This is a genomic window from Postechiella marina, assembly GCF_039538365.1.
GTDB classification, from domain to species: Bacteria; Bacteroidota; Bacteroidia; order Flavobacteriales; family Flavobacteriaceae; genus Postechiella; species Postechiella marina.
On the sequence record NZ_BAABCA010000001.1, the window covers coordinates 458,923 to 485,520 of the forward strand.

Sequence of the window (26,598 nt, forward strand, 5' to 3'; positions counted from 1 at the left end):
TTGAAGTCGAAATTGACTTATATTATAACATGAAAATAATTTCAATGATTCCGGCGCGATATGCTGCCTCTCGTTTTCCAGGTAAATTAATGCAAGATCTAGGTGGTAAAACAGTAATTCGAAGAACATACGAAGCTACCGTTGCTACCAATTTATTCGACGATGTATTTGTTGTAACAGATAGCGATATTATATACAAAGAGATTGTAAATAATGGAGGTAAAGCTATTATGAGTACTAAAGAGCACGAATGCGGAAGCGATAGAATAGCAGAAGCAGTTGCTAATTTAGATATAGATGTGGTTATAAATGTTCAAGGCGATGAGCCTTTTACAGATAAAGAGTCTTTACAAAAGCTTATAGAAGTTTTTGAAGTAGATAGCAAGAAGGAAGTAGATTTAGCATCTCTAATGGTGCATATAACAGACCAAGACGAAATTAACAACCCAAATACGGTTAAGGTTATTGTAGATCAAACTAATTTTGCACTTTATTTTTCACGTAGTCCAATCCCTTATCCAAGAGAAAAAAATGTGGGTGCCAAGTACTTTAAACATAAAGGAGTTTACGCTTTTAGAAAAGAAGCTATACTCGATTTTTATAAATTACCAATGTTGCCTTTAGAAGCTTCAGAGAAAATAGAATGTATTCGTTATTTAGAGTATGGTAAACGTATTAAAATGGTAGAAACTAGTATTGAAGGGGTAGAAATTGATACTCCAGAAGATCTTGAACGTGCTAAAAAAATATGGAAATAAAAACGTCTTTATTTTCGAATTAAATGGTCGATTTATATGATAGATTATAAAAACATAAAAGTTATAGGCTTTGATGCAGACGATACGCTTTGGGTTAACGAAACGTATTTTAGAGAAGCAGAGCAAGAGTTTGTAAAACTTTTAAGAGATTACGAAACACCTAATAAGATAGATCAAGAATTATTTAAAATGGAAATTCAAAATCTAGACCTATATGGTTATGGCGTAAAAGCTTTTACTTTGTCTATGATAGAAAGTGCCTTAGATTTGTCTAACTATAATGTGTCTAGTAAAACAATCGAAGCGATTTTAAATATTGGTAAAACCATGATAAATAAGCCTGTAGATTTACTTGAAGGTGTAGAGGATGTTTTAAAACAAGTGTCAAAAACACATCGTTTAATTGTAGCAACCAAAGGCGATTTGCTAGATCAAGAACGAAAATTAGAAAAATCTGGATTAACAAAATATTTTCATCACATAGAAGTTTTAAGTGATAAAAAAGAAGCTAATTACTCTAATTTATTGAAACATTTAGATGTAAAACCATCAGAATTTTTAATGATAGGAAACTCTTTAAAATCAGATGTTTTACCTTTAGTAAATATAGGCGCTCAAGCAATACATGTTCCGTTTCATACTACTTGGGCTCATGAAGAGGTTACAGAAAAAGAAACAAACGGAAAATCATATAAAACAATATCTAGTATAATAGATATATTAAAATTAATAAAATAATTTGAAAGTTTTAGATTTAGAAACATGGAATAGAAAGCAACTATTCAATCATTTTAATGCCTTGGCAGATCCATATTTTGGTGTAGTTATTCCTTTTGATGTTACAAAAGCTTACAAAAAAGCTAAAAAAGAAAATATTAGTTTTTTTGCAAAGTATTTACACGATTGCATGCGTGCTATAAACGAAATAGATAATTTAAAATTAAGAATTGTAGAAGGTAATGTTGTACAGTATAATGTTATTAACGCCTCGGCTACCCTAATGAGAAAAGATAAAACGTTTGGGTTTTCCTTTATTAAGTTTAACGAGAGTATAGAGGTTTTTATAAAAAATATTGAATCAGAGAAAAATAGAATAGAAAATTCATCAAATTTATATCCGCCAACAAATAGTTTAGACTGTATACATTGCTCTGCTATGCCTTGGGTAAATTTTGTAGGACATAAAGAACCAGTGTCTGGAAATAAAGAATCTGTACCTAAATTTGCTTTTAGTAAAATGACCCAAAATGGTGACAAATTAATGATGAATGTGTCTATAGATGTAAACCATGCGCTGGTAGATGGTTACCATATAGGTATATTTTCTGATAAATTTCAGAGTTATTTAGATGCATAAAATTAAAATAATGGTATTTTTACCTTTCGAAAAAGAAAATAGAATAAATGAGCTATAAAAACTTTCCGATGGTACCAAGGGTGATTTTTGGTAGAGGTAGTTTCAATCAATTAAGTGAAATAATATCTCCGAATCGCTTAAATACAAAAGCACCTTTTATATATTTAGTAGACGATGTTTTTAAGAGTAATACTTGGTTAACGTCAAGAATTTCTTTGTCTTACGATGATAAAATCCTTTATATCTCAACAAAAGAAGAACCTAAAACGTCACAAGTAGATCAGTTGGTAGAAGACATTATACTAACCTGTAAAGAGCGTCCGTCTGGTATTATTGGCATAGGAGGAGGTTCTATTTTAGATTTGGCTAAGGCTGTATCTATTTTGTTAACAAACGAAGGTAGTGCAGAGAATTACCAAGGTTGGGATTTGGTTAAAAATCCAGCAATATACCATGTTGGTATTCCTACTATATCTGGTACAGGTGCAGAAGTGTCAAGAACAGCTATTTTAACAGGGCCAAAACTTAAACTTGGTATTAATAGTGATTACACACCTTTTGATCAGGTTTTACTAGATCCAGAGTTAACAAAAGATGTAGAGAAAAATCAGTGGTTTTATACAGGTATGGATTGCTATATCCATTGTATAGAATCGTTAAACGGAACTTTTTTAAATGAGTTTAGTAAAACATATGGAGAAAAAGCTTTCGATTTGTGTAAAGAAATATTTTTAGCAGATAACTTATCTGTTGCAGAATCTCAAGATAAGTTAATGATGGCTAGCTGGCATGGCGGAATGAGTATAGCTTATTCTCAAGTAGGCGTTGCGCATGCGTTAAGTTATGGTTTGTCTTATTATTTAGGAGTTAAGCATGGTATAGGTAACTGTTTAGTGTTCGATCATTTAGAAGAATATTATCCAGAAGGTGTTGCTCTTTTTAAAACTATGAAAGCTAAACATGATATTGAACTGCCTCAAGGTATTTGTGCTAACTTAACCGATGCCGAATTCGATATAATGATTAAAGTAGCTTTAAGTTTAGAGCCTCTTTGGGAAAATGCCTTAGGAAAAAAATGGAAAACAATAATAACTCCAGAAAAGGTTAAATCTTTATATCAAAAAATATAAAAACTGTTACTTTTTATAGCTAGAATAAAGATTGGCACATAATTTGCTTATTATTAAGTAGAAATGAATGAAACATAAAGTAAACAATTATTTGTTCCTAAAAAGAAACATTTATTTTATAAAAAATACAAAAGCTACCTCGTTTAAATGAGGTAGCTTTTTTAGTTTTAGAATTTATTTAATCTATGTTATTTAAAAACGGTAAACAATTGTTTAGTACGCGCAAGAGTGCTCTAATTTGTATTATTTTTCTAAAAAAAAATGTTATGTAGACCAGAGTTTTAAAATTATTTATTTTGAATTAATCAAAATAAAAGAGACTTAGAATATTTTATTAAGATGTTAAAAGATGTTAATGAATTTATTTTGAAGCTATTTAAAAGTGGCGTCTCTTTATATATTCTGTATATTTAACCTCATATGATAAAAGATACTAAAATTGCCGTATTAATAGACGGAGATAACATTCCATCAAAATATATTACAGAAATGATGGAAGAAATAGCAAAGTACGGTACACCAACAATAAAGCGAATTTATGGCGATTGGACTAAGCCACATTTGTCTAAATGGAAAAATGTATTGTTAGAAAACGCTATAACGCCAATACAACAATACGGTTATACAACAGGAAAGAATGCAACAGATTCTGCCATGATAATTGATGCTATGGACATTTTGTATTCTGAAAAAGTAAATGGTTTTTGTTTAGTATCCTCTGATAGTGATTTTACAAAGCTAGCAACGCGCTTGCGTGAAGCTGCCATGGTTGTTTATGGTATGGGCGAGAAAAAAACACCAAATCCATTTATTGTAGCTTGCGATAAGTTTATTTATTTAGAAATTTTAGCTAATGATGATGACAGTGATGGAAATGATAAAGACGAAAAAAGCACGAAGCGTAAAAAAACAAATTTATACAATATAACGCCAAAAGTAATAAAGTTGCTTAAAAACTCTGTTGATGATGCTGCAGATGACGATGGTTGGGCTTTTCTAGGAGATGTAGGCTCTTTAATACTAAAAAAACAACCAAACTTTGATTCTCGTAACTTTGGTTTTCAAAAATTAACACCGCTTTTTAAATCGCTTCCACAATTTGAAATGGAACAGCGAGACCAAAGTAATGGTAGGTTTAAATTAATTTATGTAAAGAATAAATAGTTTTACTGTGTTGGTACTATAACAAAAGCCATAGCAATGCTATGGCTTTTGTTATTTAGTTTTTATAAATAATAGTTTATTTATTCCATTTTCTAGGGCTTGTTTGGTTTGCACTTGGAAAATCTGCTGGCACTTCTTGGGTTACTTTTCCTGTAGCTACCCATTCTGCTCCGCGTTGCAAAGTGGTAATAAATCCGGCACACTCAAAGGAATAATCTGTATGTCCTAATGCTGTGTGAAAGACACGTCCCTTTTTATAATTAATAGCCATAAGCATAGGCTCGTGTCTACCCGTCCTGCTTTTTCCATTTTCTTTGTCAGAATATGCGGTGGCTAATACTGTCATATTTTCTGCTGGACCTCTTAATTTCTCGTAAAGTTCATCTTTAGTGTGTAGCCACATTTTAGGTAATCCTTTCATTATAGGGTGTTCTGGAGCTCTTGTTTCTAAAATAAATTCGGTTTGTTTACCGTGTTGCCCGCAGTTACCTTCTTTATGGTCGTGTTTTAATTCTCCTTTATCGGTGTAATAAACATATGGTCCAGATTTTGCATTTCGACCACCCCAACCACCAAGGCCAATCATTTTATTATACTCGTCCCAATCTCCAAAAGAGTTATCAGCAGCATGAATTACTATTAATCCGCCACCATTAGCCATATATTTTTCAAAATTAGCTTTAGTTTGTGCTGGCCAATTAGAGGCTTTCCATCCTAAATTAGATACTACTAAGTCGTATTTACTAAAATCTGGACTAAAATTAGGGTCTTCTTTTGGGTTTTTTACTGGTGTTGTTTCAATAGGAGGTGTTAGCGGGTATTTCTTTATTAAATCATCTCCTTTCCATGTAAAAGCCTTTCTTGTTATGTCTACTTTAAACATAGATGTTTCTTCAAGATAATCTTTAATCATTAAAGTAGATTTTGGCCAAATACTATGGTTGTTTTCCCCATCTATTATTAAAACATTTAATTTAGATTGAACTTTGTTTTTAGATGTTGATGTTCCTAATTTGCAATTAAATACTAAAACACTTAAACAATAAAATACTACTAATTTTAACTTCATTTTTTTATTTATTAATTTTTAAAAGTCCATGTTCTTGAACTGCTTTTATTTTCTAACGGAAAATCTTTTGGTACTTTTTGTGTTACATTTCCTGTGGCTACCCATTCTGCACCACGTTGCAGTGTGGTTATAAAGCCAACAGACTCCATGGAGTAATCCATATGGCCTAAAGCCGAATGGAAAATGCGTCCTTTTCCGTATTCTATAGCCATAAGCATAGGCTCGTGTCTTCCAGTTCCTGTTACTTTTTTATTCCAAGGTGGTGCGTTGTTAATAGTGTCAGAGTAGGCTGTAGCAAGAATGGTCATGTTTTTAGCAGGGCCTCGCATGCGGTCGTAAAGTTCGTCTTTTGTGTGTAACCAAACCTTTGGGAGTCCCTTCATTATAGGGTGTTTAGGCGCTCTAGTTTGTAATTTAAATTCGTATTGTGCACCATGCGAAGCGCAAATACCTTCAGAAGGATCGCGTTTTTCTTTTCCTTCATTATTATAAAAAGCATATGGGCCAGATTTTGCATCTCTATCTCCCCAAGCTCCAAGACCAATCATTTTATTGTATTCTTCCCATTGTCCCCAAGCATTGTTTGCTGCGTGAACTAAAACCATACCTCCTCCATTTTTCATGTAATTCTCAAAATTTGTTTTAGTTGCTTCAGGCCATTTAGCAGATTTCCACCCTAAATTATTTACAACCAAGTCATATTTTTCAAAATCTGGGTTAAAATTAGGATCGTATTTTGTTTCTTTTACTGCTTCTCTTTCAATACCGTCGTTAAGTGGATAAAGGGTTAAAAGGTCGTTAATGTTTTCTACGCCTTTAACTTTGTTATAATGCGGACCAATCCAGGTGTATTTCTTACGATAAACATCGACCTCGAACAAACCTGTTTCTTCAAGGTAGCTTTTCATCATGAATGTGGTTTTAGGCCATATACCATGATTGTTTTCTCCGTCAAGTATTAATACTTTTAATTTTTTATTAGTATGGCTAGCTCTTGTTTGCGATTTGCATCCAACAAGCAACATGCCGCATAAAATGAAATAGCAAGAGAATAAGAATCTCATATTTAGGTTTTAGTTTAGTGGATAAACTAAGATATAAAAAAGCGTAGAAGTGTTTTCGAAAAAAACAGCTATTTCATATAATTAACGAAACTTTTAAGTAAAATATAAAAAACGATAATTGGTAGAGTTTAATTTTTATCTAAAATTTTATCCATTATCCAGCTGGTGTGTAGCGCAGTATTGCCTGTAGAAGGGTGTGATTTGCTATCTAGTAACAAATAATCTCTCATATTTTCTACATGATATTTCTGGATGTGTTTTGGGTTTTCTATAGTTATTTCTTCTGTTTTTGAAGTGGTAGATAGAATAATTGGGTTTTCGTGAAAAACTGAAAATTCTATGGCGCCTTTGCTTCCAGTAATTTTAACACGATCTTCATGCTCGTTTGCTCCAAAATTCCAATTTCCTGCTCCAGTTATGCCATTGTTATGTATCCAGCAGGCAGTAACAGCGTCTTTGGCAGTGTATAAACCTTGCTGATTAGTACTTATGCCTTGAGCTTCTTTAATATTTCCAAGAAGGTAGGTAAATAGGTCTAAGCCATGACTTGCTAAATCGTCAAAATATCCAGCAGGAGCTATATTAGCATCTGTGCGCCAATTGTATGTTTTAGAGAGGTCTAATTTACTAGCGGGCTTGTTTAAGCGCCAACTTATGTGTCTAACATTTCCAATTTCATTGTTATCTAAAAAAACTTTTATTTTATTAAACCTAGGAAGCGACCGCCTGTAATAAGCTACAAATAGAGGGAGGTGCTTTGTGTTAAAAGCATTGTAAATCTCTAAGGCTTCTGTATAATGCGGAGTAATTGGTTTTTCTATACAACATGGTTTATTGGCTTCTGCTACTTTTAAAGCGTATAATTTATGTGTGTCTGGAGGTGTGGCTATATAAATAGCGTCTACATCAGGATCGTTTATTAAATCATCTGCATTAGTGTAGTATTTGCGTATATTATGTCTTTTAGCATAGTCAATAACTTTCTCTTTGTTACGTCGCATAACTGCAATAACATTAAATCCATCTGTTTGTTTGTAGGCAGGGCCACTTTTGGTTTCGGTTACACTACCACAACCTATAAATCCCCAGTTAATTGTTTTATTAAGAGCCATAATGATGCATTTTAATTTAGAAATATACAATTACAAAAATAGAAGAAATTGTGCATAAAAAAAGCGCTTATTAAAAGCGCTTTTTTTAGTTTATGTTTTTGGTTTACCAGCGGTAACGAATGCCTAGTGCTATATCAAAATCTAAATCGTCAGCAAAATCTCCAAATCCTAATTCTGGTCTAAAATCTAAAGATACCTGCAGCGGAATATCAAAATTGTATTCTACACCTATATCGCCAGCAACAAATAAAGCGGTTTCGTCTGTGCCTTTTAATGCGTTTTTACCATCAAAAATAGCAAGACCTCCACCAGCACCAACAAACCAGTTAAAATTACCATCCAATTCCATAACCCATTGGTATAAGCCTGTAAGTTTAATAGCGTTGTAGCTACTGCTGTTTCTCCAACCTAAATCGGCTTCTAATCGGTTAGAGTCGCCTAAAGCACGTTGATATGATACTTCTGCACCTAAACCATCACTGTCTCCTAAACGTAAGCCTATAGCGTTGTCTGATATATCTTGAGCAGAAACTGCCATTGTAAAACCTAAAAGTGTTAATGATAATAGAAATAATTTTTTCATAATGTTTGTAGTTATCGTTTTTGTTTATATACGGTCGGATTGCTAAAAAAGACCACTTTTTAAAATTCAATTTACTTTTGCAAAAATAACGCCAAAAATGTAATTATATTTAACAACTGTATAAGATTATAGATTATTTAAAAATATTTATGACGTTAACAACACATTTACAAGAGCTAAAAGCAAAACTTTCTGGCGAATTATTTTTCGATGATTTAATAAAATCCATTTATGCCACAGATGCGTCGGTTTATAGAATGTTGCCTTTAGCTGTTGCTTACCCTAAAAACAATGATGATTTAAAGCTTTTAATTGCTTTTGCTAGAGTAAATCAAACTAGTTTAATTCCTAGAACAGCAGGCACATCTTTAGCAGGGCAATGTGTGGGAGAAGGTATAATTGTAGATGTTTCTAAATACTTTACTAAAATAATAAAGCTTAACGAAGCTGAGCAAACTGTTACAGTGCAGCCAGGAGTTGTTCGCGATACTTTAAATAATTATTTAAAGCCTTTTGGTTTATTTTTTGGCCCTAATACATCGACATCAAATCGTTGTATGATTGGTGGTATGGTTGGTAATAACTCTTCTGGAACAACAAGTATTCAATATGGTGTTACTAGAGATAAAGTTTTAGAATTACATACTATTTTAAGTGATGGTAGCGAAGCTGTTTTTAAGGATTTATCTGCAGAAGAGTTTCATCTTAAAGCAAAAGAAACGTCGTTGGAAGGAGAAATTTACAAGACGATTTATTCAGAATTAAAATCAGAAACGGTTCAAAATCAAATTAAAGATAATTTTCCTAAACCAGAAATACATAGAAGAAACACAGGTTATGCAGTTGATGAGCTGATTAAGAACGAGGTATTTGCTAATACTTTAAGCAAATTTAATATGTGTAAGTTGCTTTCTGGCAGCGAAGGTACTTTGGCTTTCTCTACTCAAATTACTTTAAAATTAGATAAGTTACCGCCACAAGAAAGTATTATGATAGCAGCTCATTTTAGCAGTATTTCTAATTGCTTAAGTGCTGTGGCACCTGTAATGAAGCACAATTTGTATACCTGTGAAATGATGGATAAAACCATTTTAGATTGTACAAAACAAAATAAAACCCAGGCCGAGAATAGAATATTTATTCAAGGAGATCCTAAGGCTATTTTAATATGCGAAGTAAAAGCAGATACCCTGGCAGAGGTAAAGATTTTGGCTAGTAATTTGTTAAAAGATATCGAAAATACAGGTCTAAGTTATGCTAATGCTATTCTTGAGGGACTAGATATTAACAAGGCTAGCGAGTTGCGTAAAGCGGGTTTAGGCTTGTTAGGTAATATTGTAGGCGATAAAAAAGGCGTAGCCTGTATAGAAGATACCGCAGTGGCGTTGCCAGATTTAGCAAACTATATAGCAGATTTTGCTAAATTGATGCAAACATACAATCAAGATATTGTGTATTATGCACATGCAGGTGCTGGCGAGTTGCATTTAAGACCAATTTTAGATTTAAAGAAAGCGGTTGACGTAGATTTGTTTAGACGTGTAACTACAGATGTCGCTAAATTGGTAAAAACCTTTAAAGGATCGTTTAGTGGTGAGCATGGAGATGGTATTGTAAGAGCTGAGTTTATTCCGTTAATGATTGGCGAAGATAATTATCAACTTTTAAGACGTATAAAAAAAGCCTTTGATGCTCATAATATTTTTAATCCGAATAAAATAGTTGATGCTTTTGCAATGGATAAAGCATTGCGATACGAACAAGATAGGGTAGAGCCTGAAATAGAAACGTTGTTAGATTTTTCTAAATCTCAGGGTATTTTACGAGAAGCAGAAAAATGTAATGGTTCTGGAGATTGTAGAAAACTGCCTGAGTTTGGTGGTACAATGTGTCCAAGTTATCGGGCTACCAATAACGAAAAAGATACCACGCGTGCACGTGCCAATGTGCTGCGTGAATTTTTAACAAATTCAGATAAGTCGAATAAATTTAATCACGAAGAATTAAAAGATGTTTTCGATTTGTGTTTAAGTTGTAAAGCTTGTTCTAGCGAGTGTCCAAGTAGTGTAGATGTGGCTAGTTTAAAAGCAGAATTTCAGTATCAATATCAAAAGGAGAATGGCGTCTCAATTCGTACTAAATTATTTGCTTATAATAATAGTTTGAATGTATTAGGAAGTAAGATGCCAAAGCTTGCTAATTTTGTTTTTTCTAATGGGTTTACGTCATCAATTTTGAAAAAAACTTTTGGAATTGCAAAGCGTAGAAGTTTGCCTTTTATTTCGACTAATAGTTTAAGTAGTCTATTTAAAAATACTGAATTTGAAGTTGTTGATAAAAATATTGCGAAATCTGTAATTTTGTTTAATGATGAATTTACTAACTATTTAGATACCCAAATAGGTATTGATGCTATTGCGCTTTTAAAAGCTTTAAATTATAATGTAAAACTAGTAAAAAATGAAGAATCTGGGCGTTCTTTCTTGTCTAAAGGACTTCTAGAAAAAGCAAAAAAAATAGCTAATAAAAATGTTGATATTTATAAAAATTTAGTTTCAGAAAACACGCCTTTAATAGGGTTAGAACCGTCTGCTATTTATACTTTTAAAGATGAGTATTTAAAGCTTGCAGACGATAAAATTTCTGCTGAAGCGATATCGAAACATACATTTTTAATAGAAGAGTTTCTTCAAAAAGAAATTGAATTAGGCAACATAAAAGCAGAGCAATTTACTATAGAAGCAAGAGTAATTAAATTTCACGGACACTGCCATCAAAAGGCAATGAGTAATCAAATGTCTAGTTTTGCAGTATTAAATTTACCTAAAAATTACAAGGTAACCATTATACCTAGTGGTTGTTGTGGTATGGCAGGTAGTTTTGGTTACGAAAAAGAGCATTACGATGTAAGTATGCAAATAGGTGAGCAAACGTTGTTTCCAGCTGTTAGAAAAGCAGCTATAAGCACAGTTATTGCTGCTAATGGCACAAGTTGTAGGCATCAAATAAAAGACGGTACAACTCGCGAAGCAAAACACCCTATATCTATTTTAAGAGAAGCCTTGATTTAGGTGTATGGGTTTGTTTAATGCGATACAACTTTTAATCCTACTATAGATGTTATAAGGGTTGTTATAAAAAATAACCTCCAAAATGTAGCGGGTTCTTTAAAAACAAGAATGCCAATTATAGCGGTGCCTACTGCACCAATACCTGTCCAAACAGCATAAGCGGTACCAATAGGTAGTTCTTGTGTTGCTTTTATTAGTAAAAACATGCTAATGGCTAAGAAAATTATAAAGCCAATGTACCAGTATGTAGTTTCGGTTCCAGAAGATTCTTTAGCTTTTCCTAAACAGGCAGCAAAAGCAACTTCGCAAAGCCCTGCAATAATTAATAAAATCCAATTCATGTTTAAAGCGTTTCGTGTTGGGGTTTAAAAATGCATTTTCATGCCTTCGTGAGAATCTATAAACCCTAGTTTTTTATAGAAATTTATAGCCTTAGGGCGCAGTTTATCGCTTGTTAATTGTAATATACGCACATTTTTTTCTTTAGCTCTTTTTATGGTCCAATCAAATATGGTTTTACCTACACCAAGTCCGCGTTGATCTTTTCTTACTTGAACAGATTCTACTTGCGCTCGCAACCCGCCATAATAGTTCATGTATTGTATATAAGAAAGTTGAAAAGTAGCAATAATCTCTTTATTATCATTTTCAACAACCATTAACTCTTGGTTCTTATCAGCATCTATGGCCTTAAAAGCATTTAAATAGGTTTCGGGTAAAGGTTTGTTTAACTGCTCTCTTTTTTTTCCTAAGGGGTCGTCTGCAAATAAACTTACTATTTGGTATATGTCTTTTTCGGTAGCTCTTCTAAAGTTCATTCTAGATTAAATTTTAAAAAAAATAAACGCATTGTATATAGTAAAGCAATGCGTTTAAAGGATATTGTAAACTTTAATCAAAAATAATAAATTTAAAGCACCTTTGGCTAATTAAAAGCGAGTCTATATTATTAAAAAAATCTTAAAAATTAAGGTTTTATAGTTTGTTTCTTTTTCTGCGGATTAAAAATTGTAATAGCAGCAATTAAATCTTTCATTTCCATGCTTTTTACGTCTTCATCAGCATAAAAAGGCGATAATTTATCTTCGCTATATACGTAGGTTTTCCAGCGTTTAAATTGGTATTCTAGGGCAGTAAAGTGTTCTACCCAATCGCCAGAGTTTAAGTAAAGTGTTTTACCGTGCTTGTTCTCTTTGTATTCCATTTTTGGTTGGTGTATGTGCCCGCACACCACATAATCGTAATTGTTTTCTATTGCTAAATCAGATATTACATTTTCGTAATCATTAATGTATTTATCAGAGTTTTTGGTGTTGTTTTTAATTTTTCTAGAAAGCGAAAGCTTTTCTTTACCTAACCTCTCTAAAATCCAGTTAGTAAATCTGTTAATATGTATAAGTATGTTGTAGCCATAACCCCCAAACTTAGCAATCCATTTTGTGTTAGGAATAGAAAGATCGAATACATCACCATGAAAAAACCAACCACTTTTACCGTCTAAATTTAAAACCAACTTGTTCACAATAGTAATATTACCAATAGTCATGTTGCTAAATTTACGTAACATTTCGTCGTGGTTTCCAGTTATATAGATAATTTCTACACCACTAGCGCTCATATCCATAATTTTTTTAATTACCTTAAGGTGCGATTTAGGAAAATAACGTTTGCTAAATTGCCAAATATCAATAATATCGCCATTTAAAATTAATTTTTTAGGCTGAATACTATTTAGGTAAGTTAATAATTGTTTCGCGTGGCACTCGTAACTGCCAAGATGAACGTCGGATATTACTACGACTTCTATTTTTCGTTTTGTTTTCAATATCGGCTGGATTTTAATAACATAAAGAACGAAAATTAGTATTACTTAATGATTACCATATATTTATGTAACTATCAGTTTATTGTTAAGCTACTGTAATACTATTTGCTTATTTTTTCTTAATTGTTTGGTTTTTATGCTTTTATTTACCTTTTTAAAAATCTATTTTTTACAAGCTTAAAATAAATACTACAAATCGTTTTTTAGTGTAATATTTAGAACAATTAATGTGTAAAAAAGCATTATTTTAGCGAAAAAAATATATTATGGCAGGCAATTCTTTTGGAAAACTATTTAATCTTACAACTTATGGCGAATCTCACGGACCTGCATTAGGTGGTGTAATAGATGGGTGCCCATCTGGTATTGAGTTAGATTTAGATGAGATTCAAAACGAATTAAACCGAAGAAAGCCAGGACAATCTGCCATAGTAACCCAACGTAAAGAACCAGATACCGTAAAGTTTTATTCTGGAGTTTTCGAAGGAGTAACAACAGGAACTTCTATTGGTTTTGTAATAGAAAATACCAACCAGAAATCTCACGACTATTCGCATATTAAAGATAGTTATAGACCAAGCCATGCCGATTATACTTACGATAAAAAATATGGTGTTAGAGATTATCGTGGTGGTGGTCGTAGTTCTGCACGCGAAACCGCATGTCGTGTTGTAGCTGGCGCTATCGCTAAACAAATGTTAAAAGGTGTAGAAATACAAGCCTATGTGTCTGGAGTTGGTACCATGCGATTAGATAAACCATACACTGAGTTAGATCTTACTAAAACAGAATCGAATATTGTGCGTTGCCCAGATCAAGATATGGCAGCAAGCATGGAAACCTATATAAAAGAAGTACGTGGTAAAGGCGATACTGTTGGCGGTATTGTAAGTTGTGTAATTAAAAATGTACCCGTTGGTTTAGGCGAACCGGTTTTCGATAAATTACATGCCGAGTTAGGCAAAGCCATGTTGTCTATAAACGCTGTAAAAGGTTTTGAGTATGGTAGTGGTTTTCATGGTAGTACAATGTACGGTAGCGATCATAACGATGCATTTAATAACGATGGCACAACAAAAACCAATTACTCTGGAGGTATTCAAGGAGGAATAAGTAACGGAATGGATATTTATTTTAACGTTGCCTTTAAGCCTGTAGCAACGCTTATTCAAAAGTACGAAACCATAGATAAAAATGGTAACACCGTAGAAATGCAAGGTAAAGGGCGTCACGATCCATGTGTTGTACCAAGAGCTGTGCCTATTGTAGAAGCTATGGCAGCCTTAGTAATTGCCGATTTTTTCTTAATAAATAAAGTTTATAGTTAGAAGCTATTTCCCGCTTTCCACTATATCTTTTTAAAACGTAATTGCTAAAAGCAAGTATTCGTGGCCTATTTTTATTTTAGTGTCAGCCCAAGTATAACGGTTTTAAGTTATTAAAAAGGATGTCGTATCAATCGGGGCTAAGCCACCAGTAAAGGCCTGTTTTTTAATTAAAGTAAGTGTTTGTTTAAAGCTGTAGGTGTTGGTTTTTAATATGTAATATTTTTAAGAAGAGTTTAATTTATTGCTTTATTGCGTTTTTCTTTCTTAAATCTATCTTATAAAAAAGACCTAATTGTAAGCGGTGTAAGTCTAACCCTTTTATTTTTCGGTTTAAATAGCCCACTTGTATATTAGCAGATTTAAAAATGTTAATACCCAATGCAGCATAAGCTCTATTTTCTGTAAACTGGTCGGTATCTTTGGTTTTTACAACAACTAAAAATTCGTTGTTTAGCCTAATAAATAATGCGTTATTAAGTTTTATTTTAGTGCCCAATCTATAACGTAAACGGTTTAATAAAATGTTATTTGCAGGCTTATTTAAAAAGCGTTGTTCTACTCTAAACCTATGGTCTATTGGTAGTTTTGCTAATTTATGTTTGTAGCTAATTTGCTCCATTAATCTATTTTCGTAGGTATGCGCACTTTCTTTTTTAAAACCACTATCTATATCCATAAAACCGTAAGCAAACGAGGTTGTAAGTTTATTAGAAACACGATAATTAACAGCAAGACTAGTAAACAGAAAGTTAAAATTGTCTGCAATTTTGTAATGCCAAGATTGCAATGTGTTACTAAAACTCATTTTGTTAGATATTGTATAAGTACCAGATGTTGTAAACCAAGAACCTAATTGGTCTTCTACAGGTGTTTGACTAAGCGTAATGTTTATACTAAGCAGTAATACTATAAGGGCTATATAATATTTCATCTTAAAAAAATATAAGAATTAATAATAAAAAGGAGCTCTATTAGAGCTCCTTTTTTGGTTAAATAAGAACCTACTAAAAGTGTTCGTGTAAGTGATGGTGTTCATCAATTAACGGGCCACCTTCAATAATTTGTTCGGATGCTTGATGAGCAAATTTCTCAAAGTTTAAGTGAAATGAGTGTGCTAAGTGTATAGCTTTACCAACATAGTCTCCTTTTTTAAGCCAAGTATTCATTGGGTCTAAAATCTCTGATGGTACACCAGGACAGTATTTAGGCATAAATAACCCGAATATAAAGTTTTGTTCGTAGTCTACATTATCTAACTCTCCGTTAAGTATAGCAGTAATCATGGCTCTTGTATACTTTAATTTTATACGCGACCCCACACCGTAAGGTCCTGCGCTCCATCCTGTATTAATTAGCCAAACATTTACGCCAGCTTCAGTCATTTTTTTGCTTAACATTTCGCCATAAACGGTAGGGTGTAATGGCATAAAAGGCTCTCCAAAACAAGCAGAGAAAGACGGTACAGGCTCTGTTATACCAGCCTCTGTTCCTGCAACTTTAGCGGTATACCCAGAAATAAAGTGGTAAGCAGCTTGTCCTGGTGTTAATTTAGATACAGGAGGCAATACACCAAAAGCATCGCAAGTTAAAAAGAAAATGTTTTTAGGGTTGTTAGCATATAGCGTTTCCTGTATGTTGTCTATATGGTAAATAGGGTAGCTTACACGTGTATTTTGGGTAATGCTACTATCTTCATAATCTGGTTCTCCATTGTCTTTAATAACAATGTTTTCTAGTAAAGCTCCTGGTTTAACAGCTCTAAAAATGTCTGGTTCTTTTTCTTCGGATAAGTCGATTACTTTAGCATAGCAGCCACCTTCAAAGTTAAATATGGTGTTGTCTTTTGTCCATCCATGTTCGTCATCACCAATTAGTTTTCTTTCAGGATCTGCAGAAAGTGTTGTTTTTCCGGTTCCAGATAATCCAAAGAAAATTGCAGTATCGCCATATTTGCCAACATTAGCAGAGCAGTGCATTGGTAACACGTCTCTTTCGGTTGGTAAAATCATGTTTAGAGCAGAGAAAATACCTTTTTTCATTTCTCCTGTATACGCAGATCCTCCAATTAAAGCTATCTTTTTTGTAAAGTTTATAATAGAGAAATTACCTTGGCGTATACCGTATGCTTTTGGGTCTGGACACTCGTAACCCGGTGCATCAAGTATTAACCAATCTTCGTTAAAGTTTTCTAATTCTTTTTCGCTAGGTCTTAAAAACATGTTGAAAACAAACATGTTAGACCAAGGGAATTCTGTTATTGTTCTTATATTAGTTCTATATTCTGGTTCTGCGCATACATAGCCATCTCTTACATAAATTTCTTTTCCAGAAAGGTATGTTGTAACTTCTTTTTCAAGTTTATCAAAGTTTTCTGGAGAAATAGCTTTATTTGTTTTTCCCCACCATACTTTTTCTGTGGTATAATTGTCTTTTACAATAAATCGATCTTGTGGAGATCGTCCTGTAAATTTTCCTGTATTAATAGCAAGAGTTCCATTGGCAGTTTCTTTACCTAAGTTTTTTTCAACAGTAATTTTCTGAAGTTTTTTAGGAGATAAATTCCAATGTGCAGTAACGTCTTTTAATCCGTATTTTTCTAAATCAGGATTTTTTGTAGTGATGATTGCTTCTTTCATTTTAATTCAATTTAAAGGTTCCTATTAATAATTATTTTAAAAAGGCCATATTATTGGCACTAGTAGTAATGTTATAATGAAAAACATAAGTAAAAGAGGAGCTCCTACTTTAAAGTAATCCATAAATTTGTATCCGCCAGCAGACATAACCATAGCGTTTGTTGTTGTACCTACAGGAGTTAAAAATGCTGTAGATGCGCTTATGGCAACAACAATCATAAAAGGTTCTGGCGACAGGTTTAACGACGATGCTGCAAGTATGGCTATTGGCGCCATAAGTACTGCGGTAGCAGAGTTGTTAATTACCTGGCTAAATGTAGTTGTTAGTAAAAATACACCGCCTAACAATACGATAGGGTGAATGCTTCCTAAATGGTTAACTAATGCATTTGCTACCAGTTGTGCTGTTCCTGTTTTTTGTAATGCTATGCCCATTGGTATCATGGCTGCTATCATAACAACGCTTGTCCAGCTTATGCCTTTGTATGCTTTAGATATAGGTACGCAACCTGTTAATAATACAATACCTGCACACATTAGTGCTGCCATAGACCCTGGTACTATTTTAAAAACTAATAGTAAAATCATTAATAATAAAGCGCCTAGTGCGATAAATGATTTAGTGCTTAAAGTGTCTACATTTTTAGACATGCCTTCTGGGCTGCCACATATAACCAGGTTTTCGTGGTGTTCTTTTAAATCGTCTATGGCTTCCCATGTACCGCGTATTAAAAAAGAATCTCCTACTTTTACAGTAATTTCTTTATTTAATAAAGGTTTGTTGTTTCTAGATGTAGCCAGTAATTGTATGTTATATCTTTTAAAAAAATCTTCTAGTTTGTCTTTTTTACCAACTAGCATAGAGTTTGGGTTTACTATAACCTCTGTCATTCCAACCTCTTGGTTAATTAGGTTGTGCTTTAATTCATGGGTAACATGTTCTAGGGGTAATAAGCCTAGTCTAAATGTTATCATTAACTTATTAATAGCTTCAGTTTCTCCCTTTACGGTAATAATATCGTGATAGAATAAAGTAGTGCTAGGATCTGGAAATTCTTCAAATTGCCCTATACCTTTAATTACATTTGGATGTCTTCTTTTTATTCTAATAATACTTACGTTATAATCGTTTTCAAATTGCCATTGCTCTAGTTTTGTGTTAATTAATGGCGATAAAGATCTTACGCGAAGTCTGTAATATCCGCTATCTACCTTATAGGCTTCAATCCATTTATGGAATGTAGATTCTATATTTACAGGTTTATTGTTTGTTTTGTTTTTAGGTAAAAGTTTGTATCCTATGTATCTAAAGTAAAGCAGAGCAATTATTAAAAGCGGTAAACCTATAAGGCTAAATTCGAAAAACGAAAAACCTTCATATCCTGACTCAATTAAAGCATTACTAGCTATAATATTTGGAGGTGTACCAGTTAAGGTTAATAATCCGCCAGTGTTAGATCCAAAAGCAACAGGCATTAACATTTTAGAGGGTAATGTGCCAATACTCCAAGCTGACGATATTGTTAAAGGCATTAATGTAGCTACAGTGCCTGTATTGCTTACAAAACCAGATAATATACCAGCACCAAGGGATACAATAACTAATAGCTTCGAAATGCTTTTTCCTGCCCATTCTACAAACTTTTTACCCGCCAATGCGGTCCAGCCTGTTTGAGACAAACCTTCTCCTATTATAAAAAGTGCAGCAATCATTATAACAGTAGGATTGCTAAAACCACTCAAGGTTTCTTTAGCGTCTAGAATACCTGTTAAAAACAAGCTTATCATAGAGAGTAGAGCAACAATATCTGGTGTAAATTTACCCCAAACAAATAAAGCAATGGTTATACATAATATAATTAGCATTAAATAGATCATTCTTTTATTGTTTTAGGTGGTTAGTCTTTATTTTAAAATCTTTATAATTAAATTTGCCTTTTAATATGAAGTAAAATTACAGAGCATGTCTGTTATTAATTATGACGATTGTCATGCTTTAAAATAGGGGCTTTCTTTTAGGTTTTTAGCAATGTTTAGTAGTTAGAAATAAGAAAAACATAAACGAAAACGTATTCGTAATAAAGGTTTTTACGACATTGTGTTACTTTTATAAATTATTGTCTTTTTTAGACAGTAAAAAGGCCTTAAAAAAATAAATAAATTATTATGAAATTAGATATTCTAGCTATTGGAGCGCATCCAGATGATGTAGAGTTAGGTTGCGGAGGCACACTAGCAAAAGAAATAGCATCGGGAAAAAAAGTAGGCATTGTAGATTTAACTCGTGGTGAGTTAGGTACGCGAGGCACAGCAGAAACACGAGATAACGAAGCTGCTAATGCATGCAGGATATTAGGAGCAGAAGTTCGAGAGAATTTAAAATTTGCAGACGGATTTTTTATAAACGATAAGCAACATCAATTAGAAGTTATTAAAATACTTAGAAAGTATAAGCCCGAAATTGTTTTGTGTAATGCTATTAACGATAGGCATATAGATCATGGTAAAGGGAGCCAATTAGTTAGTGATGCTTGTTTTTTAAGCGGTTTAATTAAAATAGAAACTAAGTTAAATGGAAGTAACGATGCACAACAACCTTGGAGACCTAAACAAGTATACCATTATATACAATGGAAAAATATTGAACCAGATTTAGTGGTTGATATTACGGGTTTTATGGATGCTAAAATGGAAGCTGTTTTCGCATATAAAACACAATTTTATGATGAAAACAGTAAAGAACCAGAAACACCAATTACGAGTAAGAATTTCTCTGATAGTGTTAAATATAGAGCTAATGATTTAGGTAGGTTAGTAGGCGTAGAGTATGCCGAAGCATATACAGTAGAGCGCTATGTAGCGGTAGATAGCTTATTTAATTTAAAGTAAATAAAGTTTTAATTTAAAATTAGATTGCAATTTTAAACTATTTTTAAAAATAATTTAAAATTTATTTACAAATAAATATAAGTAAATGAAATAGTTAGAAGGCAAGCGCTAATTAATTATAAATACTTGATTAAAATTTTAATAAAAGTCTTTGTAGAATTGCTTAAATCTATTACATTTGCACACGCATTACAAAATGCAGTTACACGGTGGTTGTAGCTCAGTTGGTTAGAGCATCGGTTTGTGGTACCGAGGGTCGCCGGTTCGAATCCGGTCTTCCACCCAAAAATAAAAGCCTTTCAATTTATTGAAAGGCTTTTTTTGTGGAATAAAACGACTATATAAAAGCAAAATCTATTCGGTTTAATGTTTTATTTATTTACTTGTAATAAAATATTAATAGGCATCAATGTTAAGAATACTTAATTTAGCTTTTTATTATTATAAACGACATTTAAATGCAACACTATAAAGAATCCGCGAAAGCGAAAACAAAGCCAAAAGTAACCATGGCAACAGCTTTTAAAACTATAATTTGGCCTAGACGTAACTTGGTTTTTATAGGTTTATTACTTATTGTAATTCGTAGCTTTTCAGGATTGGTTTTACCCTGGCAAAGTAAAGTTTTGCTAGACGAGGTTGTACCTAATAAAGATTATCAACAGTTAAAATATTTAATAGCTTTTGTATTGGGGGCTATTTTAATACAGGCAATTACATCGTTTTTATTAACTAGAATTTTAAGCGTACAGGCGCAGTACTTAATAAGCGAATTACGAGCACAGGTACAGAAAAAGGTACTAGCTTTACCTATAAGCTTTTTCGATAACACAAAATCTGGTGCTTTAGTATCTCGTATTATGAGCGATGTAGAAGGTGTTAGAAATTTAATAGGTACAGGATTAGTACAATTGGTAGGTGGTACGTTTACAGCTATTGTATCTTTAGTTATTTTAATTAAATTAAATCCATGGATGACGCTATTTGTGTTTATACCAATATCTATATTCGGTTATATTGCCTTACGAGCTTTTAAATACATTCGCCCCATTTTTAGAAAACGAGGAAAAATAAATGCCGAAGTTAAAGGTAGACTTACAGAAACGCTTGCAGGCGTGCGAGTTATTAAAGCCTTTAATGCAGAGGAACAAGAAAATATTGTTTTTGAAAAAGGGGTAGATAAATTGTTTCAAAATGTAAAAAAGAGTTTAACAGCCACAGCTTTAATGACGAGTTCTTCGACTTTTTTAATAGGTGTAGCAACAACAGGTATAATGGGAATTGGCGGGTATTATATGATACTTGGAGAAATGACAAGTGGAGATTTTCTTTTCTTTACCTTAGTGCTTGGGTTTATGATTGCGCCTATTGTACAGATGAGTAATATTGGAAGTCAACTCACAGAAGCATTAGCTGGTTTAGATAGAACTGAAGAGCTTATGAATATGGCTACCGAAGATGAAAATGAAGACCGTGTACATAATTTAGAAACTATTAAAGGCGATATGGTTTTTGAAGATGTATCGTTTTCGTATGAAGAAGGCAAGCAGGTATTACATAATATTAATTTTATTGCTCCAGCAGGATCTGTTACTGCTTTAGTAGGGAGTTCTGGATCGGGTAAATCGACAATTGCTGGTTTATCGGCAACGTTTTTAACGCCAAAGACAGGTCGGGTTACTATAGATAATCAAGATTTATCGAAAGTAAAATTAAGTTCGTATCGTCAACATTTGGGTGTTGTTTTACAAGATGAATTTTTATTTGAAGGTACAATTAAAGATAACATTATGTTTCCAAGACCAAATGCAAGCGAAACCGATTTACAGAATGCAGTAAAAGCTGCTTATGTAAACGAGTTTACAGATAGATTTGACGATGGGTTAGATACTTTAATAGGTGAACGAGGTGTAAAATTATCTGGAGGTCAGCGACAACGTCTGGCTATAGCACGTGCTATTTTGGCAAACCCTAAAATTATTATTTTAGACGAAGCCACTTCTAGCTTAGATACAGAGAGTGAGGCTTTAATTCAAAAAAGTCTGGGAGAACTTATTAAAAACAGAACCACTATTGTTATTGCGCATAGGTTGAGTACGATTAAAAAAGCAGATCAAATTCTAGTAATAGAATCGGGACATATTGTAGAGCGTGGTACTCACGACCAACTTATAGCTCAAGAGGGACGTTATTACGATTTATATACTTATCAAGCCAAAATTTAAATTATTTATTATGACTACAGTTAATTTAAAACCCAATGAATATCACGAGTTTTACAGTACTTATATAAATAAAGTACCTAAAGAATTAGAGTTGATTGCTGGTTTTATAAAAGGAGGAGCACATTTAATTCAGTTTTTTAAAGAGCTACCTGCAGATAAATTAGAATATAGATATGCTGAAGGAAAATGGAGTATTAAAGAGGTTTTACAGCATATTATAGATACCGAGCGTGTTTTTATGTATCGTTGTTTTAGAATAGCAAGGCGCGATAAAACACCCTTGGCTGGTTTTGAACAAGATGATTATATTAACCCATCGCAAGGACATAATAAAGCATTAAAAGCTTTGCTTGAAGAGTATGAAGTTGGCAGAAAAAATGCTATTGTTTTGTTAAAAAGTTTAGGTAACGAAGATTTGCAATATATTGGTAAAGCTAGTGGTTGTAATATGTCTGCAAGAGCAATTGCATTTGCTACTATTGGTCACGAGTTACATCACATAGATATTTTAAAAGAGCGTTATTTATAATATTATATTTTAATATGATTAAACATAAAATAGTATTGATGCTTATAATTATGTAATTATTGTAACTAATTTTTTCTTGTGGTATATAAAAACAAGAACAGACAGAATACCAAAAACTGAAAAACCTATAAATAAAGGCAACACAGATAGCTCTACAAACCCACCAATGTAATTTGCTATGGGTACTGCAACTACAGTAGATAAGAAACCATTAATAGCAGCTCCTATACCTGCAATATGCCCAAGTGGCTCCATGGCCAAAGCTCTTAAGTTTCCAAAAAGAAAGCCCACAGCAAAAAATTGTACAGCAAAAAAGCTAACTAAAATGGCCACATGTGGGTTTTTACCAGACCAAAACAAAACAACATATAGCAAAGATATACATGCATAGGCTACAGCTGCGCTAAACGATATGCGAAGCATACCATATTTTTCTACAAGTCTACTGTTCATAAAAGTGGCTAAACCAATAGATATAGCTAAACTTGCGAATATGTAAGGAAACATTTCGGCTAAATTATATTGCTCTTGAAATATTTGTTGCGAGGTGCTTAAGTATACCATAAAAGAGCCTGTTATAAAACCAGAAACAGCTGTAAAAGCCACAGCTTCTTTATGCTTAAAAAACTCTTTAGTACCTTTTATAAAAAGATCAAAAGAGAATTTAGCTCTTTTCTCTTTTGGTAAGGTTTCGGGCTGTCTTAGCGAAAACCAAATCATAATTCCAATTCCAAAAATAAGATTAAAATAAAAGATAGATTGCCAATTAAACAGGTTTATAAGTACTTGCCCTAAAGTAGGTGCTATAATTGGTATTAAAATAAAAAACATAACAACTATAGATACTATTTTGGCCATGTAATTACCACTGTAAGAATCGCGAATCATAGATAGGCTTAAACTTCTTGGAGACGATAGCCCAATACCTTGAAATATTCGTCCAATAATCATTAATTCAAAGCTTTTTGTGGTAACACAAATAATACTGGCTATAATAAAAACAATAAAGCCAAAATATACAATAGGTTTTCTTCCAAAACTATCAGAAAGTGGTCCAAAAATTAACTGACCAAAACCTAAACCAAGAAAAATCATGGTTATAAGCAGTTGGTTATTTTCGTGGTTTGTTACGTTAAGTGTTTTTCCAATTTCTGGTAAAGCAGGTAGTAATGCGTCTATAGACAATGCTACAATAGACATTAACGAAGCCATTAAAGCAACAAACTCAAATTTAAATGTATTCTCTTTTTGCATAGTGCAAAAGTAGAATAATAAAAGAGGAGAAGCTTTAAATTAACCTAATAAAACAGTAGTGTTAGTGTTAAAGTTTCCATAAAAACCAAACGTTTTTTTAGCGAACTTTTTTACTCGATATTTGTTTTTTTATTCAAACTTTTATTTATCAAACCCATAGCAACATAAAGCACAGGAGATATTAATATTTCTTGAACTCCACGAGCAAAATGTTTAGTATCAAGCGTAATTTCTGAAATTAGCCAATGATATAAGCCTATAAAAACAATAATGGCTAAGCCAGAAATGTGTACCAAATGCCATAAAGATGATAACCATTTATCTTTTAATTTTCCAAGATGGAAAGTACCTATAAAGTATATAGCAAAAGTAGTAATTAGCCCAATAAGGTGCATTATTTTTGTAGGAATGTGGTCGAGATCTCTGTTTTCAGCAATATATAAATAATACCAAGTGTAAATTATTATTATTAATATAAGTCCAGCTATAAAGCGTACTTTATCAGATTTGTAGATTTTCATTTCTTTAAATTAATTTTACGACTAAACAACATCCATATTAATAAAGTTCCTGTGTAAACCATAGCGTTAAACAAATAATGGTGAGCAAAATCAAAGTATTGGTGGTAGTATTCTCGAAGGTATATAAGTCCAACACATCTAATTATATTAATTAAATGGAGAGTAATAAGTCCTAGTATAATATACTTTATTTTTCGCCAAAATAGAGCAGGCATACAAATTATAAATCCAACATAAAGCACCATTAATTCTAGACCATTACATACATTTGCTATATGAAGAATTACATTGTCGTGGTGGTATATAGCAGATATTTCATATTCAGCTTTTGTACCTTGAAAAGGATATTTATCTATTTTTCTAACAGATGTAAAACCAGACATGTCTCCTAAATTATTTAAAACATATACAGAAACATCTGCCACGTTAGTGGTTAATGGATGGTCTAAATATCTAGAATCGTATAAAAAAATATTGTAAACAATTTTCCATACAATAAATAGAAGGAAAGCTTTACCTAAAAAAAGACGAATAGGCTTTGGTATATCGTTCTTTAAAGATTTAAAATTTATCATTTTTTATGGGACTTTAATAGCAAAAAGAATAAATAAAATTCATTTATACTAGCACAGCGAAAGTAAGTACATTATTTTTTATAATTTAAATCTGTATGTAATTTTCGATATAATTTGCTTTTTTTCTTTAAAAGGCACTTAATTTTATAAAGACTAACAGTAACTAAAGCACATTAAAAGTTATTAATAAATAATAGTTAAAAAGTTTGTATAGTTATAAAACCATGTTATAATTGCTAAAATTAAGTTTTAAAAACACCTAAGATATGATGCAAAATGTTTTAATAAAGTTATTTAAGCGTGATTTAAATAGCGTAAAACTAGAAATTAACGCTTATAGTAGTGAAGCTAATATGTGGTTACTTAAAGATGGTATAAATAACTCTACAGGTAATTTAAGTTTGCATATTGTTGGTGGTTTAAATCATTTTATAGGTGCTGTTATAGGAAATACTGGCTATGTAAGAAAACGAGATTTAGAATTCTCTTTAAAAAATGTTTCTCGCCAGGATTTAATAAATCAACTTGATGATGTTGAGTTAATGATAGAAGAAATTGTAGCAAAACTATCTGATAAAGATTTAGAAAACACCTATCCTATAAATGTTTTTAAAGAACCTATGACAGTTGGTTTCTTTTTAACACATTTAACAACGCACTTAGGGTATCATTTAGGGCAAATTAATTATCATAGGCGATTATTAGATAAATAAAAATAAATCAAGAAAAAACATTTACGATAAATGCGATTAAAAAAAGGTTTAGAGTTTTAAACCTTAAAAATTGCATGTATAATATTATAAAGGCTATTAAAACACGAGAGTCTTTTTTTATTTCGGTTATATTTGCTTCAAATTAAATTACAAGTATGCCTTTTAAAAAATTAATAGAGCCATTAAAAAATATTTTAGAACATAAGGGGTTTAGCGATCCATTACCGTTTCAAAAAAAAATATTATCAAAAATAAAAGGAGGAGCAAGTATGTTTGCAATAGCTCCTAGAGGCTCTGGTAAAACAACAAGTATTGTAATAAGTGTTATTCAAAAACTAAAAGGGAAAGCTTTTGAAGATGCTCCACGTGTTTTAATTTTTGTAAAAGATAAACAGGCTGCTTTAAATTTAGAGTTAGAGTTTAATGCCTTTAAACGAGGAACAGATTTACGTGTTTATTGTGCATACGAAGAGAAAAGTATAGACGACCAAAAAGATGAAATTTATTTTGGAACCGATATTGTTATTGCAACACCTAAACGCTTAAACAAGATTTTTTACTTAAATGGAATAAATTTAAATAAATTACAAATGTGTATTGTTGAAGATGCAGATTTTTTGTTAGGTAATAATGCTTTTGCAGAAGTTACACGAACACCTGAAAGTATAGGTAAATGCCAATATTTAATTTTCTCTGAAAATTTTGATAAACGTTTTGAGCGCTGGCAAGATACTTTTATGTACAATGCACAAGTAAATAAGCTCTAATTTTTTTAAAGCACCAACTATTTTACTT

25 protein-coding genes and 1 tRNA gene are annotated in these 26,598 nt (G+C 32.2%); 13 read left to right on the forward strand and 13 right to left on the reverse strand.

Features of this window, described 5'->3' with window-relative positions:
• Positions 1-29 precede the first annotated feature (29 nt).
• From kdsB to ABD715_RS01880, 5 genes are all read left to right on the forward strand, one after another.
• Entirely contained in the window at positions 30-758 is a 729-nt protein-coding gene (gene kdsB / locus ABD715_RS01860; RefSeq protein ID WP_344786364.1) for a 3-deoxy-manno-octulosonate cytidylyltransferase, read from the forward strand.
• A gap of 36 nt (positions 759-794) precedes the next feature.
• Complete coding sequence (locus ABD715_RS01865) at positions 795-1,496, forward strand: HAD family hydrolase (protein WP_344786365.1); 702 nt, start codon at positions 795-797, stop codon at positions 1,494-1,496.
• 1 nt (position 1,497) lies between these two features.
• A complete protein-coding gene (locus ABD715_RS01870) occupies positions 1,498-2,115 on the forward strand; it encodes a CatA-like O-acetyltransferase (RefSeq protein ID WP_344786366.1) in 618 nt (205 codons plus the stop codon).
• Between the two features lie 47 nt (positions 2,116-2,162).
• Positions 2,163-3,245 (forward strand): iron-containing alcohol dehydrogenase family protein, encoded by a 1,083-nt coding sequence (locus tag ABD715_RS01875; RefSeq protein ID WP_344786367.1) that lies wholly within the window; start codon positions 2,163-2,165, stop codon positions 3,243-3,245.
• Between the two features lie 420 nt (positions 3,246-3,665).
• A complete protein-coding gene (locus ABD715_RS01880) occupies positions 3,666-4,409 on the forward strand; it encodes an NYN domain-containing protein (protein ID WP_344786368.1) in 744 nt (247 codons plus the stop codon).
• A 76-nt stretch (positions 4,410-4,485) separates the two neighbouring features.
• On the opposite strand, the gene ABD715_RS01885 is transcribed toward ABD715_RS01880, so the two are convergent.
• The 4 genes from ABD715_RS01885 to ABD715_RS01900 form a co-directional block, all read right to left on the reverse strand.
• Positions 4,486-5,478 carry a ThuA domain-containing protein gene (locus ABD715_RS01885; protein WP_344786369.1) on the reverse strand — a complete coding sequence of 331 codons (993 nt, stop codon included), beginning with the start codon at positions 5,476-5,478 and terminating at the stop codon, positions 4,486-4,488.
• 11 nt (positions 5,479-5,489) lie between these two features.
• Complete coding sequence (locus ABD715_RS01890; protein ID WP_344786370.1) at positions 5,490-6,542, reverse strand: ThuA domain-containing protein; 1,053 nt, start codon at positions 6,540-6,542, stop codon at positions 5,490-5,492.
• Positions 6,543-6,670: 128 nt separating this feature from the next.
• On the reverse strand, positions 6,671-7,654 hold the full coding sequence (locus ABD715_RS01895; protein ID WP_344786371.1) for a Gfo/Idh/MocA family protein: 984 nt from the start codon (positions 7,652-7,654) through the stop codon (positions 6,671-6,673).
• A 103-nt stretch (positions 7,655-7,757) separates the two neighbouring features.
• The gene (locus tag ABD715_RS01900; protein WP_344786372.1) at positions 7,758-8,237 is read right to left on the reverse strand and encodes a hypothetical protein; all 480 of its coding nucleotides are present in this window, start codon (positions 8,235-8,237) and stop codon (positions 7,758-7,760) included.
• Positions 8,238-8,386: 149 nt separating this feature from the next.
• Between ABD715_RS01900 and ABD715_RS01905 the strand changes: the two genes are divergently transcribed.
• Positions 8,387-11,308: an FAD-binding and (Fe-S)-binding domain-containing protein gene (locus tag ABD715_RS01905; protein WP_344786373.1), complete on the forward strand. Its 2,922-nt coding sequence runs from the start codon at positions 8,387-8,389 to the stop codon at positions 11,306-11,308.
• A 14-nt stretch (positions 11,309-11,322) separates the two neighbouring features.
• Here ABD715_RS01905 and ABD715_RS01910 read toward each other — a convergent pair whose 3' ends face one another.
• The 3 genes from ABD715_RS01910 to ABD715_RS01920 all read right to left on the reverse strand — a co-directional run bounded on the left by ABD715_RS01910 (position 11,323) and on the right by ABD715_RS01920 (position 13,133).
• Positions 11,323-11,649, reverse strand: a complete 327-nt coding sequence (locus ABD715_RS01910) for a DMT family transporter (RefSeq protein ID WP_344786374.1) — start codon at positions 11,647-11,649, stop codon at positions 11,323-11,325.
• Between the two features lie 24 nt (positions 11,650-11,673).
• On the reverse strand, positions 11,674-12,126 hold the full coding sequence (locus ABD715_RS01915; protein WP_344786375.1) for a GNAT family N-acetyltransferase: 453 nt from the start codon (positions 12,124-12,126) through the stop codon (positions 11,674-11,676).
• A 149-nt stretch (positions 12,127-12,275) separates the two neighbouring features.
• Positions 12,276-13,133: a UDP-2,3-diacylglucosamine diphosphatase gene (locus tag ABD715_RS01920; RefSeq protein ID WP_344786376.1), complete on the reverse strand. Its 858-nt coding sequence runs from the start codon at positions 13,131-13,133 to the stop codon at positions 12,276-12,278.
• A 266-nt stretch (positions 13,134-13,399) separates the two neighbouring features.
• Between ABD715_RS01920 and aroC the strand changes: the two genes are divergently transcribed.
• Positions 13,400-14,461, forward strand: coding sequence for a chorismate synthase (gene aroC, locus ABD715_RS01925; RefSeq protein ID WP_344786377.1), 1,062 nt, complete (start codon positions 13,400-13,402; stop codon positions 14,459-14,461).
• 238 nt (positions 14,462-14,699) lie between these two features.
• Here aroC and ABD715_RS01930 read toward each other — a convergent pair whose 3' ends face one another.
• The 3 genes from ABD715_RS01930 to ABD715_RS01940 form a co-directional block, all read right to left on the reverse strand.
• Positions 14,700-15,392, reverse strand: a complete 693-nt coding sequence (locus tag ABD715_RS01930) for a DUF2490 domain-containing protein (protein WP_344786378.1) — start codon at positions 15,390-15,392, stop codon at positions 14,700-14,702.
• 73 nt (positions 15,393-15,465) lie between these two features.
• A complete protein-coding gene (gene pckA / locus ABD715_RS01935; RefSeq protein ID WP_344786379.1) occupies positions 15,466-17,097 on the reverse strand; it encodes a phosphoenolpyruvate carboxykinase (ATP) in 1,632 nt (543 codons plus the stop codon).
• 36 nt (positions 17,098-17,133) lie between these two features.
• Positions 17,134-18,975 carry an SLC13 family permease gene (locus ABD715_RS01940; protein ID WP_344786380.1) on the reverse strand — a complete coding sequence of 614 codons (1,842 nt, stop codon included), beginning with the start codon at positions 18,973-18,975 and terminating at the stop codon, positions 17,134-17,136.
• A 288-nt stretch (positions 18,976-19,263) separates the two neighbouring features.
• Here ABD715_RS01940 and bshB1 point away from each other — a divergent pair, with 288 nt between their 5' ends.
• The 4 genes from bshB1 to ABD715_RS01960 all read left to right on the forward strand — a co-directional run bounded on the left by bshB1 (position 19,264) and on the right by ABD715_RS01960 (position 22,740).
• The gene (gene bshB1 / locus ABD715_RS01945) at positions 19,264-19,986 is read left to right on the forward strand and encodes a bacillithiol biosynthesis deacetylase BshB1 (protein WP_344786381.1); all 723 of its coding nucleotides are present in this window, start codon (positions 19,264-19,266) and stop codon (positions 19,984-19,986) included.
• A gap of 208 nt (positions 19,987-20,194) precedes the next feature.
• Positions 20,195-20,270: transfer RNA gene (locus tag ABD715_RS01950), tRNA-His, on the forward strand.
• A gap of 174 nt (positions 20,271-20,444) precedes the next feature.
• Positions 20,445-22,211, forward strand: a complete 1,767-nt coding sequence (locus ABD715_RS01955) for an ABC transporter ATP-binding protein (protein ID WP_344786382.1) — start codon at positions 20,445-20,447, stop codon at positions 22,209-22,211.
• Between the two features lie 10 nt (positions 22,212-22,221).
• Entirely contained in the window at positions 22,222-22,740 is a 519-nt protein-coding gene (locus ABD715_RS01960; protein ID WP_344786383.1) for a DinB family protein, read from the forward strand.
• Between the two features lie 48 nt (positions 22,741-22,788).
• Here ABD715_RS01960 and ABD715_RS01965 read toward each other — a convergent pair whose 3' ends face one another.
• From ABD715_RS01965 to ABD715_RS01975, 3 genes are all read right to left on the reverse strand, one after another.
• Positions 22,789-23,994 carry a multidrug effflux MFS transporter gene (locus ABD715_RS01965; RefSeq protein WP_344786384.1) on the reverse strand — a complete coding sequence of 402 codons (1,206 nt, stop codon included), beginning with the start codon at positions 23,992-23,994 and terminating at the stop codon, positions 22,789-22,791.
• Between the two features lie 110 nt (positions 23,995-24,104).
• Positions 24,105-24,515, reverse strand: a complete 411-nt coding sequence (locus tag ABD715_RS01970) for a hypothetical protein (protein ID WP_344786385.1) — start codon at positions 24,513-24,515, stop codon at positions 24,105-24,107.
• On the reverse strand, positions 24,512-25,090 hold the full coding sequence (locus ABD715_RS01975) for an archaeosortase/exosortase family protein (RefSeq protein WP_344786386.1): 579 nt from the start codon (positions 25,088-25,090) through the stop codon (positions 24,512-24,514). The genes ABD715_RS01970 and ABD715_RS01975 overlap by 4 nt, the downstream gene beginning before the upstream one ends.
• 266 nt (positions 25,091-25,356) lie before the next feature.
• Here ABD715_RS01975 and ABD715_RS01980 point away from each other — a divergent pair, with 266 nt between their 5' ends.
• Together ABD715_RS01980 and ABD715_RS01985 are read left to right on the forward strand one after the other, a co-directional pair.
• Entirely contained in the window at positions 25,357-25,803 is a 447-nt protein-coding gene (locus ABD715_RS01980) for a DinB family protein (RefSeq protein ID WP_344786387.1), read from the forward strand.
• Between the two features lie 155 nt (positions 25,804-25,958).
• Positions 25,959-26,570: a DEAD/DEAH box helicase gene (locus ABD715_RS01985; RefSeq protein WP_344786388.1), complete on the forward strand. Its 612-nt coding sequence runs from the start codon at positions 25,959-25,961 to the stop codon at positions 26,568-26,570.
• Positions 26,571-26,598: the final 28 nt, after the last annotated feature.

Coding starts and splice junctions, on each gene's coding strand:
- kdsB (WP_344786364.1), top strand. CDS start 30: ATGAAAATAATTTCAATGATTCCGGCGCGATATGCTGCCTCTCGTTTT.
- ABD715_RS01865 (WP_344786365.1), top strand. CDS start 795: ATGATAGATTATAAAAACATAAAAGTTATAGGCTTTGATGCAGACGAT.
- ABD715_RS01875 (WP_344786367.1), top strand. CDS start 2,163: ATGAGCTATAAAAACTTTCCGATGGTACCAAGGGTGATTTTTGGTAGA.
- ABD715_RS01880 (WP_344786368.1), top strand. CDS start 3,666: ATGATAAAAGATACTAAAATTGCCGTATTAATAGACGGAGATAACATT.
- ABD715_RS01885 (WP_344786369.1), bottom strand. CDS start 5,478: ATGAAGTTAAAATTAGTAGTATTTTATTGTTTAAGTGTTTTAGTATTT.
- ABD715_RS01890 (WP_344786370.1), bottom strand. CDS start 6,542: ATGAGATTCTTATTCTCTTGCTATTTCATTTTATGCGGCATGTTGCTT.
- ABD715_RS01895 (WP_344786371.1), bottom strand. CDS start 7,654: ATGGCTCTTAATAAAACAATTAACTGGGGATTTATAGGTTGTGGTAGT.
- ABD715_RS01900 (WP_344786372.1), bottom strand. CDS start 8,237: ATGAAAAAATTATTTCTATTATCATTAACACTTTTAGGTTTTACAATG.
- ABD715_RS01905 (WP_344786373.1), top strand. CDS start 8,387: ATGACGTTAACAACACATTTACAAGAGCTAAAAGCAAAACTTTCTGGC.
- ABD715_RS01910 (WP_344786374.1), bottom strand. CDS start 11,649: ATGAATTGGATTTTATTAATTATTGCAGGGCTTTGCGAAGTTGCTTTT.
- ABD715_RS01915 (WP_344786375.1), bottom strand. CDS start 12,126: ATGAACTTTAGAAGAGCTACCGAAAAAGACATATACCAAATAGTAAGT.
- aroC (WP_344786377.1), top strand. CDS start 13,400: ATGGCAGGCAATTCTTTTGGAAAACTATTTAATCTTACAACTTATGGC.
- ABD715_RS01930 (WP_344786378.1), bottom strand. CDS start 15,392: ATGAAATATTATATAGCCCTTATAGTATTACTGCTTAGTATAAACATT.
- pckA (WP_344786379.1), bottom strand. CDS start 17,097: ATGAAAGAAGCAATCATCACTACAAAAAATCCTGATTTAGAAAAATAC.
- ABD715_RS01940 (WP_344786380.1), bottom strand. CDS start 18,975: ATGATCTATTTAATGCTAATTATATTATGTATAACCATTGCTTTATTT.
- bshB1 (WP_344786381.1), top strand. CDS start 19,264: ATGAAATTAGATATTCTAGCTATTGGAGCGCATCCAGATGATGTAGAG.
- ABD715_RS01955 (WP_344786382.1), top strand. CDS start 20,445: ATGCAACACTATAAAGAATCCGCGAAAGCGAAAACAAAGCCAAAAGTA.
- ABD715_RS01960 (WP_344786383.1), top strand. CDS start 22,222: ATGACTACAGTTAATTTAAAACCCAATGAATATCACGAGTTTTACAGT.
- ABD715_RS01965 (WP_344786384.1), bottom strand. CDS start 23,994: ATGCAAAAAGAGAATACATTTAAATTTGAGTTTGTTGCTTTAATGGCT.
- ABD715_RS01970 (WP_344786385.1), bottom strand. CDS start 24,515: ATGAAAATCTACAAATCTGATAAAGTACGCTTTATAGCTGGACTTATA.
- ABD715_RS01975 (WP_344786386.1), bottom strand. CDS start 25,090: ATGATAAATTTTAAATCTTTAAAGAACGATATACCAAAGCCTATTCGT.
- ABD715_RS01980 (WP_344786387.1), top strand. CDS start 25,357: ATGATGCAAAATGTTTTAATAAAGTTATTTAAGCGTGATTTAAATAGC.
- ABD715_RS01985 (WP_344786388.1), top strand. CDS start 25,959: ATGCCTTTTAAAAAATTAATAGAGCCATTAAAAAATATTTTAGAACAT.